Annotated in this window: 16 protein-coding genes; 3 read left to right on the plus strand and 13 right to left on the minus strand. The window is 41.3% G+C overall.

The window, feature by feature from the left end:
* The first annotated feature begins 187 nt into the window (after nt 1–187).
* From FNT16_RS00005 to FNT16_RS00015, 3 genes are read left to right on the plus strand one after another with little or no spacing between them, the layout of a single operon-like run.
* Nucleotides 188–1,480, plus strand: coding sequence for a hypothetical protein (locus tag FNT16_RS00005; protein WP_246072279.1), 1,293 nt, complete (start codon nt 188–190; stop codon nt 1,478–1,480).
* Nucleotides 1,477–3,966, plus strand: a complete 2,490-nt coding sequence (locus tag FNT16_RS00010; RefSeq protein WP_143869621.1) for a LamG domain-containing protein — start codon at nt 1,477–1,479, stop codon at nt 3,964–3,966. Before FNT16_RS00005 ends, FNT16_RS00010 begins: the two co-directional genes overlap by 4 nt.
* Nucleotides 3,967–3,980: 14 nt before the next feature.
* Nucleotides 3,981–5,534 carry a general secretion pathway protein GspF gene (locus tag FNT16_RS00015; RefSeq protein WP_143869622.1) on the plus strand — a complete coding sequence of 518 codons (1,554 nt, stop codon included), beginning with the start codon at nt 3,981–3,983 and terminating at the stop codon, nt 5,532–5,534.
* 83 nt (nt 5,535–5,617) lie between these two features.
* On the opposite strand, the gene FNT16_RS00020 is transcribed toward FNT16_RS00015, so the two are convergent.
* The 13 genes from FNT16_RS00020 to FNT16_RS00080 all read right to left on the minus strand — a co-directional run bounded on the left by FNT16_RS00020 (nt 5,618) and on the right by FNT16_RS00080 (nt 18,486).
* Entirely contained in the window at nt 5,618–6,265 is a 648-nt protein-coding gene (locus tag FNT16_RS00020; RefSeq protein ID WP_143869623.1) for a response regulator, read from the minus strand.
* Nucleotides 6,258–8,381, minus strand: coding sequence for a histidine kinase (locus tag FNT16_RS00025; protein ID WP_143869624.1), 2,124 nt, complete (start codon nt 8,379–8,381; stop codon nt 6,258–6,260). Before FNT16_RS00025 ends, FNT16_RS00020 begins: the two co-directional genes overlap by 8 nt.
* Nucleotides 8,382–8,395: 14 nt before the next feature.
* Nucleotides 8,396–9,505: a glycoside hydrolase family protein gene (locus tag FNT16_RS00030; RefSeq protein WP_143869625.1), complete on the minus strand. Its 1,110-nt coding sequence runs from the start codon at nt 9,503–9,505 to the stop codon at nt 8,396–8,398.
* Between the two features lie 56 nt (nt 9,506–9,561).
* Nucleotides 9,562–10,965, minus strand: coding sequence for an NTP/NDP exchange transporter (locus FNT16_RS00035; RefSeq protein WP_143869626.1), 1,404 nt, complete (start codon nt 10,963–10,965; stop codon nt 9,562–9,564).
* 4 nt (nt 10,966–10,969) lie between these two features.
* Complete coding sequence (locus tag FNT16_RS00040) at nt 10,970–11,767, minus strand: SDR family oxidoreductase (RefSeq protein WP_143869627.1); 798 nt, start codon at nt 11,765–11,767, stop codon at nt 10,970–10,972.
* A gap of 263 nt (nt 11,768–12,030) precedes the next feature.
* Entirely contained in the window at nt 12,031–12,714 is a 684-nt protein-coding gene (locus FNT16_RS00045; RefSeq protein WP_143869628.1) for an RES family NAD+ phosphorylase, read from the minus strand.
* Complete coding sequence (locus FNT16_RS00050; protein WP_143869629.1) at nt 12,698–13,087, minus strand: MbcA/ParS/Xre antitoxin family protein; 390 nt, start codon at nt 13,085–13,087, stop codon at nt 12,698–12,700. The genes FNT16_RS00045 and FNT16_RS00050 overlap by 17 nt, the downstream gene beginning before the upstream one ends.
* A gap of 186 nt (nt 13,088–13,273) precedes the next feature.
* Nucleotides 13,274–13,693 carry a hypothetical protein gene (locus FNT16_RS00055; RefSeq protein WP_143869630.1) on the minus strand — a complete coding sequence of 140 codons (420 nt, stop codon included), beginning with the start codon at nt 13,691–13,693 and terminating at the stop codon, nt 13,274–13,276.
* An 84-nt stretch (nt 13,694–13,777) separates the two neighbouring features.
* Nucleotides 13,778–14,755: an FAD:protein FMN transferase gene (locus FNT16_RS00060; RefSeq protein WP_143869631.1), complete on the minus strand. Its 978-nt coding sequence runs from the start codon at nt 14,753–14,755 to the stop codon at nt 13,778–13,780.
* Nucleotides 14,752–15,783 (minus strand): HDOD domain-containing protein, encoded by a 1,032-nt coding sequence (locus FNT16_RS00065; RefSeq protein WP_143869632.1) that lies wholly within the window; start codon nt 15,781–15,783, stop codon nt 14,752–14,754. The genes FNT16_RS00060 and FNT16_RS00065 overlap by 4 nt, the downstream gene beginning before the upstream one ends.
* Before the next feature lie 46 nt (nt 15,784–15,829).
* On the minus strand, nt 15,830–16,357 hold the full coding sequence (locus FNT16_RS00070; RefSeq protein ID WP_143869633.1) for a hypothetical protein: 528 nt from the start codon (nt 16,355–16,357) through the stop codon (nt 15,830–15,832).
* Between the two features lie 195 nt (nt 16,358–16,552).
* Nucleotides 16,553–17,230, minus strand: a complete 678-nt coding sequence (locus FNT16_RS00075; RefSeq protein WP_143869634.1) for an SIMPL domain-containing protein — start codon at nt 17,228–17,230, stop codon at nt 16,553–16,555.
* A 26-nt stretch (nt 17,231–17,256) separates the two neighbouring features.
* Nucleotides 17,257–18,486, minus strand: coding sequence for a nucleoside recognition domain-containing protein (locus FNT16_RS00080; protein ID WP_143869635.1), 1,230 nt, complete (start codon nt 18,484–18,486; stop codon nt 17,257–17,259).
* Nucleotides 18,487–18,496: the final 10 nt, after the last annotated feature.

An 18,496-nucleotide genomic window follows, 5' to 3' on the forward strand; every position in this document is an offset into this window, starting at 1 on the left:
ATCCGTTACTATTGATTAACTTTTAAAAATACTAGTTTATTTAGCCACTATTCACCACTAATTAAAAGGCACTGACGGGTAAAAATTATAAACTGATAACTATGTCAAAACTTTCAGACAAAATTTAAGCTACACTTTGTAAGTTAAATTCAAAATGCTTTTAGATAAAAGGCCATGGAGTTGTAGGATGTTGTTATCCAAAAGTTTGTCGGGCGCGCGCGGACGTTTAAAACCAAGCTATTTAAGCGCTAGGCTTTTAAGCGCTATCAATTGCAGCTTAATGAGTTTAAACATTGTAAAAAATTCACTGTGCGTCAGTTTGCTGTTATTTTCCTTTGCTTTTTTTACTACCGCGTCACATGCAGGTTCGCTAGAACAAGCAAAAGTATTACATGATCGCCTTGCCGGTGTCCCCGCGGATAGTCTAACACTCAGTCAAATGGCTGAAATGATAGAGAATAACCAAACTATTTCAGCGGCTGAATTAGCGATGGAAAATACCCATTTTTATAATACAACCCTCAAGTTATTTGCATCTCCCTGGACCAATCTTGAGCAAGATATCTTCGAGCCGTTAAACGATTATTCAGCAACCGTTATTGGCATGGTCCGCGATGATATTGATTTTCGTCAGGTGTTGCAGGCCGATATGGTATATATAGGCGATGCAGCATTAGCACTACCAACATACAGTAATGATAATAATGAACATTACTTAGCGTTGGAAAACGAAGCGGTTGATTTAAAAGACCATTTACGCCAAGTTGCCCAATCCAGTTTAAATGGATTGCCCAGTGAAGCAACCGCCGGGGTTTTAACCAGCAGAGCAGCCGCTAAAGACTTTTTTTATCTAGGTACAAATCGCGCCATGTTGCGATTTACCCTTATCAATCATTTATGTACTGATTTAGAACCACTTAAAGATAATACGCGTCCGGCTGATCGGATTCGACAAGATGTGAGCCGCAGTCCGGGTGGGGATAGTCGCTTGTTTTTAAATAATTGTGTTGCCTGTCATGCGGGGATGGATCCGCTCGCACAAGCGTTTGCATACTACAATTATCAGTTTGACAGCGAGCAAGATGCAGACGGTGAATTTGGCCGGATTGTTTACAGCGAAAATCAGGTACAGACTAAATATCATATCAACTCGACAAATTTCCCATTAGGTTATGTTACACCGGATGATAATTGGGTTAATTATTGGCGGGCCGGAAACAATCAAATTCTCGGCTGGGATCCCGCTCTTTCCGGTTATGGAAAAGGCGCAAAATCGCTTGGCAAAGAACTGGCAAACAGCGACGCTTTTGCCACATGTCAGGTCAAAAAAGTGTTTACCAATGTCTGCTTAAGAACGCCAGAAACAAGCGCTGATTTGAATCAAATAACAGAAACAACGAATAGTTTTAAACAAAATGGCTATCGGCTAAAAGGGGTTTTTGCAGAAGTCGCCAGTTATTGCACGGAGGCTTTCAAATGATATTTAACACGTTAAGCCAAACCGTTAAACACAGATCTTTATGGTTAATATTTGCTGCGCTCATTTTATCGGGTTGTGGTGGCTCTGAAGTTGAAAGTAAACCACCGCAGCAACAAGATAATGACACAGGCTATAAGGGGCCGCCTCCACAAACCCAAGATGTGCAAGATTTTAAGCTCGCGCTTTGGGACAACATTTCTGGCGAAGACAGATGTGGCGCGTGCCATACACCCGATATACAGGCCCCCTATTTTGCGAACCGAGACGATATTAATTTAGCATTTACCGCAACAGGCCCGTTGGTTAATTTAGCCGAACCGAATAAATCCCGCTTGGTTGAGAAAGTTGCCAGTGGTCATAATTGTTGGTTAAGCAGTGCGCAAGCATGCGGCGAAACCATGACGCAGTGGATTAAAATTTGGTCTGATGACAGAGTTGAACAAAGCAATACGCTTGAATTAATCGCACCTGAATTAAAAACGGTGGGCAGCAGTAAAAGTTTTCCGCCTGACAATACATTGTTTGCCGAACATATCTACCCGTTAACCCGCCAATACTGTGCGACATGTCACAATGAATCCGCGACCCTGGCACAATCTCCATTTTTTGCCAGCCCGGATGCTCAAAGAGCGTATGACAGTGCTAAAAAGGTCATTAATCTGGATGAACCCGCTTTATCACGGTTAGTGATCCGGCTCGGGCAGGAATTTCACAACTGCTGGGATGATTGTCAGCAAAACGCCAATACCATGCAGCAAGCGATCGCGAATTTCAGTGATGCGTTGCAAGTTGAACAATTAAGCCCAGATACTTTGGCCTCGAAAGCACTCAATTTAACAGACGGATTAGTGGCCGCAAGCGAAGGACGGTTTGAATCGAACCTAATTGCCTTTTATCAATTTAAAACCGGTAGTGGCAATGTTGCCTTTGATACATCAGGCGTTGCACCGGCGGCCAATTTAAATTTTTCCGGTGATGTAGAATGGCTAGGGGGTTGGGGTATACAACTGAATGGCGGGCGCGCGCAAGCCAGTACAGTGACCAGCAAAAAGTTACATGATTTATTGACCTTAACAGGTGAATTTACCATTGAAAGCTGGTTAGTCCCGGGAAATGTTGTACAACAAGGCCCTGCCCGCATCATCAGTTATTCGGCTGGCGATCAGGACAGAAATTTTACCCTTGGTCAAACTCAATACAATTATGATTTTTTATTGCGCACGCAAGATTCCGACAATAACGGCCAGCCAGCGTTAAGTACCCCCGATGCAGATGAAGTTTTACAAGCCAGTCAACAACACCTTGTAATGCGTTTTGATCCTGTTAATGGCCGACAAATTTATGTCAATGGCGAGCTAATAGACAATGACCAAGATGACGAAAGGCTAAGCCCACTGGCGAATTGGGATGATAGTTACGCCTTGATGTTGGGCAATGAGGCATCTGGCAATCACCCATGGCAAGGGAGCATCCGGCTACTGGCTATCTACAACAGGGCGTTGAGCGATGAGCAAATCTTGCAAAATTATGATGCCGGTGTTGGCGAGCGCTTTTTGCTGCTATTTTCAATTGCTGATTTGATTGATCTAGAAGCGACATATATCGTTTTTGAAGTCAGTCAGTTTGATAATTATAGTTATTTGTTTGGCGTGCCCAAAATTGTCAATTTAAACGGCGCATCTTTGCCACAAGCTTTGACTATTAAGGGATTGAGAATAGGCATTAATGGTAAAGAAAGTTTAGTCGGTCAAACCTTTAGTCATTTAAATGTTGAATTAGCAAGTGGTCAGGCGCTTGATCAAATGTATGCTCTGTCTCCGTTGGGCAGTGTTATCGCAATCGAGAAAGGGGCAATGCAGGATGAATTTTTCTTAACGTTTGAACAAATTGGTGAAAAGCAATTCGTGCGCAGCGAAAATAGCGTACCCATTGTTGACGAAGTTGGCGGCGAACAAAAATCAGCACAAATCGGCCTGCGCAACTTCGCCGAAATTAATGCCAGTATGAGTACCCTCACCCAAGTGCCGAGCCATCAAACTCAGGTCGCCACTGTTTACAACCGGGTTAAACGTCAGTTGCCTAGCCTTGAAAATATCGACACTTTTATATCCGCTCAACAAATGGCCATTACCCAACTAGCCATTGCTTATTGTGACGCTGCACTGGATGATGAAGACATTAAAAATAGCTGGCTACCAGATGTCGATTTTTCACAGTCACCTGAAGTGGCGTATTCTGACGAGTTAAAAGATAATTTAATAACACCACTTTTAGCACGTTTTTTACCACTTGAAGCACAAATTCAGCCTGACAAAAGCACGGTTAAAACAGAACTTTCAGATCTTATTGACCGACTTTCTGCCTGTGGCCGAAACACCAGTGAAAGTAATAATGAAATTAGCCAGTGTGACGCACAGCGCACCGCAACCATCGCAAAAGCAAGCTGCACCTCAGTGTTGGCCAGCGCAGTCGTGCTACTACAGTGAGGTAAGGATTAACCATGAAAAATAGAAAATTCTATCAACCCGATAGCCCAATTTTACACTCAGATCATAGTAAACCCATTTCTAGACGAGAATTTATTTCGGCGGGTTTAATGGCGGGCGCGCATGTTGTCGGTGGTATCTCTGCACTGAGTTTATTCGCTAATCCACGCCAAGCACAAGCTGCATTATCCAGTGATTTACAGACGCTTAGAGAACAATGTGGCATCAATGTACAAGGGGCCGGCAAAATACCTTTTATCGCTTTTGATTTAGCCGGTGGTGCGAATATCGCAGGCTCGAATGTATTAGTCGGTGGTTTAGGTGGCCAGCAAGATTTTTTATCCTCTGCTGGTTACAGCAAATTAGGCTTGCCCGGTGATATGATACCCTCGCAAAATTTAGTTAATACTGACTTAGGGTTAGCTTTTCATGCCGATTCTGCATTTTTACGCGGCATCTTAGAACGGGTACAAACCGATACGGCTGCCAATATCAATGGCGCTGTTATTGCTAACCGTTCAGATAATGACACTGCAAATAACCCACACAACCCAATGTATGCAATCGCCCGCAGCGGCGCTGAAGGTTCGTTGATGCCGTTGATTGGTTCACGAAATACTGATTCCGGTGCAAATTCGATGGCGCCGCTGAATTTTATCGATTTAAGCAAACGACCAACAAAAATTGATCGGCCTAGTGATGTGACTGGACTGGTTGATGTTGGCGATTTATTCGGTTTATTAGAGCAAAAAGATGCTGTTGCTGTGATGGAAAGTATCCAACGTATTAGCGATCAAAAACTCAGTAAAATCAACACAGGTATTAGCAGAGATGAAGTTATTAAAGATTTAGTACGTTGTGGTTATGTAAAAAGTGCAGATTTAGCAGATCGTTTTGGTGATCCGGCTAGTTTAGATCCAGCGGCTGATCCGGATATCGTTGGCGCAAATGGTATTTTTAGCAGCGATGAATTTTTAAATGACAGAGAATTTCAAAAAACTGCATCTGTCATGAAGCTGGTCATTAATGGCTATGCTGGCGCTGGGACCATTACGATGGGCGGATTTGACTATCATACCGGCGAACGTGCAACCGGCGAACTGCGGGATCTACGCGCGGGACGCTGTATGGGGGCTTGTTTAGAGTACGCCGCCAGAATGAACCAGCCGTTAATGCTATATGTATACAGTGATGGCTCAGTGGCCAGTAACGGACGTATTGATGATTCAGAGTTTGGCCGGGGTAAAAGTGAATGGACGGGTGATAACTCGTCAACAGGTGCGGCATTTTTTCTGGTTTATAATCCGACAGGACGGCCTGTTCTGATCGGTGATACTGAAGAGCAGCAAGCCAGAAGTCAGCAAATTGGATTTATGCGCGCCGATGCCTCGGTTGAAACAACCTCTTCACCGGCGGCTAATAACGTAAACTTGCTGGTTCAAACCGTGCTGCTCAATTACATGGCTTTGCATGGCGAACAAAGTGAGTTTTCTAACCGAGTACCTGAGCAAGGTTTAGGCAGCAGTGCGATGTTAGATTCCCTCACGGCATTTAGGCCATTGGTTTGAGCAAAGCCTGCAAAAAGTTTGATTCAGGCTTTAAATAGAAACCACTAATTCAATTAAACTGTTGTTTAATTCTGTTTTTACATTCACTTTATAAGTCCGTCGCGCAGGGCTTTCGCAACAGCGCCAGATTGTGATTGTACTTGCAGTTTGGCATAAATGCGGCCTAAGTAAGTTGAAACCGTACTTTGAGAGATATGCAAACTACGCGATATTTCTTTTACCCCCTGCCCTAACGAAAGCTTTTCAAGCACCTCAATTTCTCGAGCGGCCAGTTTCACTTTTGTTTTAGCACTATGCTTTTGCATGTTTTGTAAAACAATTTTAGCAATCTCAGGGCTTAATGCAGAACCGCCTTGAATAACATCATCAATCCCTTTTAATATTTCTGCCCCACTTGCCGATTTAAGTAAATAACCAGACGCACCCGCTTCTAACGCTTGTAATACTTTGCCTTTTTCACTAAAGACAGTCAGGACAATAACAATGATTTCCGGTTTAAATTGGTAAAGTTTTGTTATGCCTTCAACCCCACCCATTCTTGGCAGACCCAAATCCATTAACACTAAATCCGGTGGTGTTTGCTTTTCAAGAGCGTCAAAAAATTCAATACAAGAAGGGAAATCCTGACAGTTTTGAATATTTTCAGCTTTGTTTAAAACACGGGCCAATGTACGTCGATAATTAGAGTCATCTTCGACAATCCATATATTAATCATTTTTGCGTTACTCATTAGAAGTTTGATAACTATGTTTTGGCTCTTTTGCAAGCAGCTCAAGCGCAATTGCCAGAGTAATACAGACACCCGATTTGGGTTGTGTATCGATTTGTACCTGTGCGCCTATTTCTATTGCTCTTTCTGTTAAATTGTTTAAACCCCAGCCTTTATTAACCTGTGTGAGATCAAATCCACAGCCATTGTCTTTTACCTGAATCCACAATTGCTGATTTTTAATAGAAGCAGACATATCAAGTTGTGAAGCTTTAGCATGCCTTGCGCAATTGTGAATCACCTCTTTGAAAAACAGGGTTAAATGTCGTTTAACCGCTAATGAAACTTTAATATTTGGACAGTTTTGCGGCAATGATTTATTTAAAATCACACCACGTAATACTCTCTCGGCGCGTTCAAACAGAGAATTTAGCAAGACAGGCAGTGAAATGGCTTTTCCATCACTATGCCAAATCACTTCTCGCAAGGATGCATTTGCTTCTCTGGCCATCAGTGACAAATCATTTAACTCGTCAGAAATGGCAGAATCTGTATAACTCGCCGCTAACTCGTCTACTAATAATGTCATACTCCCCAAATTGCTGCCAACTTCGTCGTGAAGATCACGGTTAATGCGATTTCCTTGTTTTACCAGTAGTTGTTGTCGATGTGCGCGTTGTGCCAACAAAACCCCAGCAACCAGCAGCAATACCACCAATAATATGCAGGCCGCAATAATTTTTGCTAATAACCATTCCCAATAATCATGTGCTAAGGCCAATTCATTTTTAACCTCATTTAGCTGATAATCAAGTGGGCGTCGTTGTGCTAATCCCATTATCCAATCGCGCTCGGCAACTATTTCTCGCCCCCAGCTGATACCGTCAAACAACAAAGACAACTGTGCTTGATAGGCTGTCGGAAAGCCCTTTGCGCTGGCTTTGATTTCTGTGTTTATTAACTTACCTGTCGCATCATAAATGGCGATTTCGCCCAAACCTAAAATTCGATACTGGTTAATTTGCTGCAGCTCTGTCATTTTAATACGGATATAACGTGTCGGAATGGGATGATGGCGGACTGAAAAAAGAGTACCGAATTTGTCTCCGCGCGAAGTTGGTTTCATGGTGTTTGCGTCTTTAAAATCAAGCTTGTCAGATATCTCAACCTGAATATCGTCAGGAAAACCAAAATCAGGTAATAGAATGTCACTGCGTGCTTTTGCCGGCCAAAAATCAATACGACTGATATGCTGCACTCGGCCCAAATCAAGTTGAATTTCAACCTCTTCATCTAGTAATTGCTGTTTGGGAATAATCCGTAAATCTTGACTGCCTATAACCTGCTCTTTAATTGGAAAACCCAAACCTGTGTCTAAATCGGTTAAATAAGATACGTCCCACTTATCTGCCTGCTGATAACTGCTGGATACAAAAACCTGCGTTTGGTTTGAATGCGCTATATTTTCGAATATGCCGGTTTCATTGTCATATGCCCAAATAAAAATTTCACCTAAAGCAAAGTGCGTATTTGTTCTGCTTGTCGTATTTGTCCTGCTTGTATTGGGGACTGTTATTTTTAGCCGCGTCGATTTGCGGTCAATGTTGTTAAAAAATACAGGGTAAGCCCCCGGATCAGGAAAATCTTGTTCCATCCAGTTTATAATTTCTTCAAACTGACCTGTCATTGGCTTTTCAATTTCTATCTTAAAATTATCCGGAAATGCATAGCTTCCACCATAAGGTTTTAGCGGGTTAAAGGCCGGCACCAAAGCCATAGATTGAATGATAAAAGGCCGTTCAAAGGTAAATTCAATTTGATGAAACTGGGTATCCGCTAAACTTTGATGTAAGTTAATCGCAGAGTGATAACCTAGGCTATTATCTGAAATGATCGGACAGTGCCTAGGTAGTTGTTCGATCTTTTTTGTCAGTTGCCCGCTTAACTGCTCAAGCTGTTGAATTCTGCTCACAGGCCAACTGGATAATTTGATTGCAGATTGTGATTGCTGGAGCTGCCATTGCGAGATATTTTTAGGATCAACAGGTTCAGCCAAACTGAAAAAGCTGACGAACAACACCAATACAGCAAAAGCCAGCGGGCAGCCCATTGATAAACCTAAAAATACTCTACTCATTTTGCTATCTTAATTTAATGTTTTAACGGTATAAAAACTGAGTGCGTATCACCATCAGGCATCTTAATGCCTGCAGTCATTACCACGGGTTTACCGTTTTCTAAATATATTCCGGGCCGTTCAAAGCGATGCACTTCAACTAAGCGTCCATCAGTAGTTTTATAAGATTTGTCAGATACTTTATAGTGTTTCGCACGCTGCCAATTTAACCCGTCGGTAGATGTAATCATGCCCATATAGCCAAATGCATGATACAAAGAATAATAACGTTTACGCTCGGCATCATACCAAACTTCGGGATCTTCCGAATTATAGTCTTTAACAACAGGTTTTGGCTGCATTTTCCAAGGACCCAGCGGATGATCGGCTAGCAACACAGCTTGCATGCGTATAATCTCATCCCGCTTTTGGTCTGGTTGATCACCTCGGATAATCATCAAATATCCACCATCAGGCCGTTTGGTGACTGAAGTATTATTCGACATATTCGCAATTGGAAACTCGGGCTCAAATAATGGTTTATCAAATCGTTTCCAAGGACCTTCTACGCTATCAGCAACGGCAACACCGATACGCTGGTTTAACCGCATCATTCCTCTAAGGTTATCCGGCTTCCATCTTGAACGGCGTACTTCTTCCAGTTGAGCTGGTGTTAATTTCATGTCGCCCGAGTTCGTTGACATATAATAGAGGTAATATTTGCCATCAAATTTATATATTTTATGGCAATGCACTGTGTATTGATCCCAGTGACCATCTCCTCTGGCTTCTAACGCAACTTGAACATGTTCCCACGGTCCGGTTGGGCTGTCTGATACCGCTCGAGATACTCGCCCGTCCGTCAGCCAAGAGAAAAAGCCATGTTTTCTTGGCATTTGATCATAAAATAAGTGGTAACGGCCATCATCACCTTTAACGATACTTGAACCCCAATTATAGTATTCTTTGTCATAGAATATATTATCTTGCGAAACAGCCTGCATCGCTTCGGTTAAGTTGTAATTGTCTGTGCTTTTTATTTCGTTTGCTTGTATTGAAAGCGAGACGGCCATCAGCAGCATCGTTAAACATTGCAAAATAGTTTGCATAGAGATTAACTTAAAGTTTTTAGTTTTTTTCATCATTTGTAATTCCAGTTTAATAACTATTTAGCGCCTGTTAGCGTTGGTTAACATGCAAATTAACTCACTTCAGGTTGTTGTGCTGGCGTGATTTCCGGCCGTTCCTGTTCAGATTTTTCGTGCCGTTTACCAATATAAAAACCTAACAAACCCCACATTGCAGCGACGAACGCCCCCGTGATAATTTTTTCTGGCACGCTAAAACCTAAGTAGCCGTCGCCAATAAATGCAATTAACCAGATCCAAAACACATCCCCACCCCGATAAACGGCAATATCAATGATAGGTTTACTTTTAAACCGCGCCTCTTTGTCAACTCCGGTAAACAAAACCTCACGCGCGGGCCTGACAATCGCGTAGTTTCCGGCTCGGCGAACAACAACCAAGATCAACACAAACAAAATGGCCGGATTGGCACTGAGCAATAACATTAAACCAGCGACTGCGAATGGGACAAAAGACAAACTGGCCGAAATACCAAACTTTTGAAATATCCGGTTTGACACAAACAGCCCCAATAGAATGGTCAGTGTATTGGTCACTAACTCGAGACTGCCTAACATTTGCTTTCTTTCTGTGCGACTAAAGTCAGCCAAAACATCACTTTGAGTCGTATAAAAAAATGCACTTACGCCCGTTAGAAAAAAGATAAAACCCGCGATGCCTAATAACTTTTTATGCGTGATTAATTCTCTAATGCCGGTAAAAGGGTTGGCTTGCAATTGTTCGGATACAGCGACATTGGGGTTTGATGTTTGATGCAATGAATCAAAGTGACGATTCAAAATAGTGATAATAGGTAAACTTAACAAAAGTACGACACTGGTGACGACCAACACATTTTCAATGCTCATTGTTTCAGCCAGCAAAATGACACTGAGTGGGCCACAAATCGCGCCTGCACTTGCCCCTGTATTAATAAAACTAAATACGCGCTTACTTTGCAGTTTGCTGTAATGTTGCGAAACAAAACTCCAAAATACAGATATATGAAACAAACTAAATACACTGGTCCAAACGTAAAATACCTTGCCTAAAAACGATACATTTACCCCTAATTTATAGGCTGAAAAAATCAGCATAAAACTCAATGCAAATGCAACAAACACAGCCGGAACCAATTTTCTAATTGCCACTTTTGAAGCGCAGTAGTTGTAAATAAAAACGGCAATCGTTGCGAAAATAAAAGTGTAGGTCCACTGAGTCGCACGACTGACGTCCCCCCAGTCACTGGGTAATGCATCTCTTACCGGTTTTAAAATCATGTAAGAAGTCATCAGCAAAAAAATAAACAAGAACGAAAGCAAAGCCCCTTTCATTTCACAAGGTTCTATTTGTGTTAAACGGTTAAATAAACCTTTATTGCTTAGCTCTGGGTTTTGATCTGAGTTTTGATCTGGGTTTTGATCTGAGTTTTGATCTGGGTTTTGATCTGAGCTTTGAGTTGAATTTGGAATAGACATAGCATTACCACTTAATCGAAAAACCTGAATACCCAACGAAACTGCCGGTATCCTCCAGACTTAATCCAGTTATCACTTTGTGAGCTTTACCCATCGAAAAATCAGGTTGTAACTTGCCACTCTCACCACCCATGCGCGTTTTATTGTGTCCGGGTGCTAAAGCAATGACAGCGATTTGATAAGCTTTTAAGTCTTTAGAAAGATCAACTGTGATTTTATTAAGCGCAGTTTTAGTTGGATCATACGAATAGATACCGGGCACATTCGGTCTGTCTACTATCCCGCCATGAGAGGATATATTAACGACTTTTTTCACGTCGCTTTTAGCCAATAATAAATTCGGTAATAACGCGCGCGTCACCATGACAGGCCCAATCACATTAACATTGTAGGTATACAAAAAATCTTTTCGGGACGTATTTTTAAAAGATTCCAGCCCCCTATCTAAGCTCGCAATATAGCCAGCGTTATTGACAAGAATGTCGATAGGAACGCCTTTAAGGGATTGTGCTAAAGCCGCGATTGAATCGTCGTCGACCACATCAAGCTGCTCAACCTGAGCACCGGTATTTTTTAATTCGGCTGCTCTTTGTGGTTTTCGAGCCGTACCGATTACATGATAACCATCCGCGATAAAATGTTTGCTCAGCGCCAGACCCAATCCACGATTTGCACCGGTAATTAAGACTGTCCCTTTATTTTGATTTTGCCTGACTTGCTTGTTCGCTTCATTGCTATATGCAGCCGGCATATTGAGCAATGAAAAAGTGAATATAAGTTTAATAATGATATTTTTATACATGAGATTGAACCCCCAACATTGTTTACAAAAATCTATTAACAAAATTATATCGATAAAACAAAATTCGAATAGTCGGGTAAATCAACGACAAAATTAAATAAAAACTAAAAACTAAAAAATCGTGAATACAAGAGTGAATATAAAATTGAATGCAAGAGTGAATACAACAGCTGTTATGAAATGCAGAAAAGTCAGGTATGCAGAAATTTGCACAGTCTATTGTATCAGGCAGAATTTATTCAGGTGTCTCTAAATGGTTTGGATTATTTAATCTGGCTTACAAGCAAAACATGCTCTATTTTTTGTTTTTTGCCACTCCACACGTATTTGTAGTGACCACTTTGTACTGGGATAGTGACTGTTTTAGGTTTAAATGCGGCAACACATTCTCCTCCTTTATCACGCACACTGTTGTACAACAAACCGTGACTCCCCATGGCTCTGAGTTCTTTCGCAAAACTTTGTGGTGCACTGTAATCGTCGGTATGTAGATAAGAAAATGCTTCCCCTCTAATATCATGTAAAGCCAAAGCGACCTTATTCACGTAACAGCGCATCGTCAGTTCAGTGTCTGGCTCTTTGGTCGCCCTTAAAAACTTTTCACGATGATAAATAGTTTCCGCAAAAGCGGTATTTAAATCACGAGCGCCGTAATAAACCCCGTACGTTTTACCATCTGAAAAGCGGCTGGCCACAGATATATGGGTGAAGGCTGCCATTACCGGCGTTGAGCCTGCCCCACATATTCGCTCCTCTGCAGGAACCCGTGCCAGATCACCCACTTCTTCGCGCAATCTATCATTGGTTAATGCTTCTATCGCCCACACTATTTCCAATTCTTCTGGCTCAGCAACATTTTCAAACAAATCGATTGGCGGGAAATGACTCGGCACCAGCCTGTATAATTTATCCCAATCAGGCAGTAACGTTTTAACCGCGTTGTGCATCTAAATATCTCCGCAGATCAATTAAATGAACCATGCTGCCTTTGAGTATAAAAGATAATGCAGACTCACCATTAAAAGCGGTATTGGGTTTATGCGGCCAGGCGTCTGCCTGTTCCCGAGTGGGAAATAAAATACCGAGCGCTTTATAAATGCCCATTATGTATGAAATGCGCTCTAAGGTATCTGCTGAAAGACTTGATATTTTACCTTTTTTCCAGTTGTAAAAAGTGGACTCGGCGGGTTTGCCAAGCAAGGTAATTTGATCTTTTGCGCGAACATGCCAAGCGTCCATGATGTTAAAAAAGACAGAAAGTGCAACTTGCGCGGTTTTTTCCGGATTTTGCGCCAACACATGTTTTTTTAATGCAGACATGATTTCACCCCATTAAATAATGCCTAATCACAGAATACTCCACAAATAAAGAACATTCAAATAAAACACCAAAAATGGAGCACTTTAGATTGCGGAAAATAGAAGGTCGTCTAATGCACTTTACATGCGCTACTTTGCATTAGCTACTTTGCATAAAGCATTAAGTAAGTAGAGCAAGGCTGAAAATTAATTCGCTTTCGGGCATTTTGCTGTATCAACATCTATGGCAGCAACCTGCTTACCCGTTTGATCAAAATAGGTATACGAAACCACAACTTTATTATTAACAAAATAAACCATGTCACGGTTAGTACAAGTGTTGTTGGTCACCTGCTCTGTCATAATATCGGTAAACGTTTCAACATCTAAATTTTCAACTGCATAATTTACCAATGTGTACTTATAGACAAAACGATTTTGATAAGCAAATGAGCTATCTAAACGTGTTTCACTATCGACCATTAATGGCGTTGTTTGATTTAGCTCATTAGCAGCCTCTCTGAGCTCTTTTTGCAGATCTGCATAAGGGTTTTCCGGTGTGCTTTGGCAAGCACTTAATGCCAATATACAAAAAGTAGCAGAAGTCAGGTTTAATATCGTTTTCAAAGCCATTCCTTAGTAATTATTGTTAATGTTTAAACGGCTACTATAAAAACTAATCAGAATTTCGGCAAGTATTATGCAAATTGGTTAGAAATTTTGTAAACCGGAAGAAAAATGCATTCTAAGTTCAGGCGTGATCATCACAGCCTGATAATCAGGCATTGATTCAATCAAGTGCATACCCGCTTTTAAGCCCAAAACAAACAGAGTTGTTGACAGCGCATCTGTCATAACCGCATCTGACCCAATCACAGATACACTGACCAAACCGTTGGCTGAATGACCCGTTTTAGGATTAAGGATATGATGTACCCGCTCGCCGTTTTGTATAAAGTATCGCTCGTAATCACCAGAGGTTGATATGGCTTCATTTTTTAAAGGGAGCAACACGGCTTGTTTATTCTTTGCTCTGGGGTGTTGAATAGCCACCGTCCATTCACGCCCTTGTTTATCACCCAATAACTGAGTATCACCACCGGCGCTGATCAAAGCGCTGGTCACGCCCTGCTGTTTTAAAATAGCAATACAGTGTTTAACTGCATACCCTTTGGCAATACCGCCTAAATCAATTTTAATATTGGGGTTTAAAAAGCGAACCGTTTTTGTTGTATTATCTAACTGAATACTTTGGTAGTTTATTGAGGGTAAGTATTGTTGGATCTGCTGTTGGAGAGGTCTTTTTTTTGCTCGATAGTCGTACATAAATCCGACACTGGCAAATGAAATATCAAAAGCACCTTGGCTAATATTTGCAACTTCTTGTGCTTTTATCAGCAACTGAAACAATTCAACGTTTGTTTCTATCGCTTGTTGATACGCCAGCCGGTTAATACGGCTAAGTTCGCTGTTGGGTTTGTAAGGACTCATAGATTGCTCAATACGAGTCATTTCATCTTTTACCTGCTGAATAAGTTGTTGCGCTCTTTTAGTATCCTGATGCCACAATTCGACTTGTGCCGTTGTGCCCATCACAGCAAAACTTTCGGTATGCCAATTAGCATAACTTAAACCGCTACAACCAACAGAGAACCCCAACAAACTTAACCACAGATAAATAGATTTCATTCTTGTTTTTTGCCAAGCACGACATACAACAAACTAGAAACTTCCGTTGTCATCAGCTTTTTATCGGCATACTGCATGCAAATATCCAAGGGTAGAGCTTGTGCATTTTGAATTATCTCAAGTTGGCTGATAACGGCGCCTTGGCTGACAAAAGCCGCAATTGAATCGCAACTGACATAACTTCGATGCGGGTTTTCGAGTGCGCCACATATTTCAGGTGGTAGGTTCCAATGCTCAGCAATACTCCAGACTAAGTTAACTGAACGTTGCTGTATAAGTTGTTTAATAAATTTTGTACTGGGTATCTCTTTTACGTTAGATGCTGTAAATGCGTCAACAATCAGGTTAAAAATAACCATTTTTCCAAGCTGATTGATCATCCCTGCTATAAATGCCACGTTTGCATCTTCAGCGTCGGTTTCTTCCATTGCGATTTTTCTTGCATACAGCGCAGAGTGCTGCGCATGCGACCAGATATTTTCACCAAATGCCTGATAATGCGCTGCTTTATGTGTACAAAACTGCTTAATAAAACTCATTAAGACAGCTTCTTTAATACCATCACTGCCCAATTGGACAAACGCACTTTTTAGACTGACAACATCTTTCTCAGAACGTTTGTACATAGGGCTATTTGCAGTTGCAATTATTGAGCTGACGACGGCAGGTTCCTGACGAATTAAAACCAATAGCTTTTGAATATCAAAATCATCAGAACTCATCATAGAGATCATACTGGCCACTGAATGCGGCATGACTGGCAATTCATTAACAATCAGCTCAGGTTGCTCCAATACAGTTTCTATTTGCGCGGCGACAGCACTTTCAATCGCTTTAACTTTTGCTCCACTCCCTTTATCTTTGCTTCCTAACAAAACATTATAAAATGCATCATCTATTTGCAATTGGAGCTGGTCCACCATCGAGTGTTCTTGTTCGTCAACCTGTTTGTTTCTGCCGCCCAAGATTAACTCACCAGAGGTAGACTTTATATTGGATAAAACTTGCTTAAATAATCGAATGAACATGAAAACCTTTTATATTACCTACAACGAATTGTCTTGTTATTGTATTTTAGCCAATTTGTTTTTGTGCAAATCGTTCATAAATTAAATTTAAGTTTAAAACAATCCCAAAATCTTGCTGAATATTTTGGCAAAACACACGCTCAGATTGTGCGTAATTTATAAAAAACTCAGTTACGGAATTAATTTTTCCGCCTTGTCCTTTTGCATTTAACCAATAATGCCCAGGATTTATTTGTCGGCCAGCTAATTTTTGACAGTACTCAAGCTCACATGGCAAAAGCGCCCGGTTATTAAAATAAACCTTGGTTGTACTGTTAAAAGCAGAACTGAGTAGATTGTATTTTAACAATCCAGCAGGTGCCTTACCTTTAGCGGCTTGCTTTTCAAGCCCCCATAAACCGGATATAGGATCATACCAATAACGGCCAGACTGTATATCGTAGCCTAAAGCCATCTCAATATGCTCAATTTGTGTTTGCGATAATTCTATTTCGTTGACCACCACTTGTTTGGCGTGAGCGGTAAAATTAAAAATAGCTAAGAATAGGATAACGAACAGTTTTAAATACTTCATTAGGAATACCTCGAATGCGCCTAAAAGAATACAAAATAAGAATAGAAAAGAATTAGGAAGTGAAAAAGAACTGACATAAAGTCATTTGCTCAGTACCAATTTAAGCCTGAGCGCATGACAATTCAATGTATCTATTAGACGATTATCGTTTAAACACCTATCTAGTGGGAATAATAAACGGCTGTGGAACGGGCGCTAACGCATCAAAAATTGCACTTGAATAGTCGCTTGAATTTCAGTTTGTCCCGGCTGACTGAGTTTGGCATCACTCATCATCCGCATTTCTGCTACGCCACTGAAGGGACGAAACCCACCCTGTTCATTGACCGTCACGACTTTATCGATGCTGCGACCTGCGGCTCTGGCGATTAACTTAGCTTTTTCTTTTGCAGCGGTTATCGCCTTTTGCAGAGCATCCAAATAAAGCTGATATTGATCTGACACCTGAGTTTGAATTTGCCCTACGCGAGTCACCCCCAATGACAGTGATTTATCGATAATCTCATCAAAACTTTCCCAGTTTTTAATTTCAACCACTATGGTGCGTGTCACCTTAAAGCCATCCTGAATAGCTTTGTGGTTTTCATGATGGTAAACCGGGCGAATATCGAGTTGATAGCTACTGATATCCTGTTCTGCAACACCTTCTTTAATTAACCTTTCAATTACTTTTTTTGTGCTGGCATCCACCCAGTTTTTAGCCTGACTCACACTTTTGTTTTCTTGCTCTATATACAAATTAACACTGATTTTATCGGCAATTGCATTGACACTGCCCACAGCATCTACGGTAATTAAATCTCTGTGAATGGTATTTTCGGCACTACAGGCACAAACGAACAATAATAAAAAACAACCTAATACTCTATGCATGTGATATTCCTTTTAACTTTACAAACTTACGCAAAAAACAAGTAACAGACAAACACCGCAGCGCTTAACCCTGCAGCATCAGCGACTAATCCGCACCCTATTGCATGTCGGGTGTAACGAATCCCGACACTACCAAAATAAACCGCTAAAACATAAAAAGTTGTTTCCGTTGAGCCTTGCATAACTGAAGAAAGCCGACCGGCAAACGAATCGGCCCCATAAGTATTCATCGTCTCGACCATCATGGCACGTGCACCACTGCCTGAAAGTGGCTTTAAAAATGCTGTTGGCAGAGCGTCGACAAAAGCGGTGTCAAAAGCCAACAAAATACAGATATAGCGGATACTATCCAATAAGCCCTGTAACAAACCACTTGAGCGCAGCAATGAGATGGCTATCAACATGGCTAATAAATACGGGATAATTTTAACTGCAATTTCAAACCCTTCTTTAGCGCCTTCGACGAAATGCTGATACGCCTCAACTTTTTTGATGCTAGCAACGAATAATACTAAACAGACAAAAGACAAAATTAAAAAGTTCGCCCAAAAGCCCGATAAATTCGCCAACTCTTCTGCGCTTAATTGAAGCATATAAATCATACTGGTGCTAAGCAGGGTTACAAATAACAACAAAGGAACTAAAAAAGCGGTTTTTAATAAATTAATTTTTTGTATCAGTGCAACGGTAAAAATCCCCACCAGGGTCGATGCAAAAGTAGCCAATAAAATTGGCAAAAACACATCGGTCGGAGCTGCAGCGCCGGCTTGTGCCCGGTACATAAAAACGGTCACCGGAAAAATAGTTACCGAAGAGGTATTGAGCACTAAAAACATAATTTGAGCATCACTTGCAGTGTCTTTTTGTGGGTTAATTTGTTGCAAGGATTGCATTGCTTTTAATCCAAGAGGCGTCGCCGCGTTATCGAGCCCCATCGCATTCGCCGCCAGATTCATCGACATATGCCCCATTGCTGGGTGATTTTTTGCAACTGAGGGCATTAAACAATGAAAAACTGGACTTAATAGTTGAGATAACCTATCAATTAAACCAGATTGCTCTGCAACACGACTGATCCCCAGCCAAAATGCTAAAATGCCGATCAAGCCCAAAGAAATTTCAACACTAAGCTCAGCCATTGCAAACAAAGCTTGCATCATAGTGCTGTAAATTTGTGTATTGGCTAAAAAAACAGCTTGATAGCCGGCATACAAAAACGCACTAAAAATAAATCCGAGCCAAATACGATTAAGCAATGATGCACTC

It is taken from the genome of Catenovulum sediminis (assembly GCF_007289895.1).
Classification (GTDB): domain Bacteria; phylum Pseudomonadota; class Gammaproteobacteria; order Enterobacterales; family Alteromonadaceae; genus Catenovulum; species Catenovulum sediminis.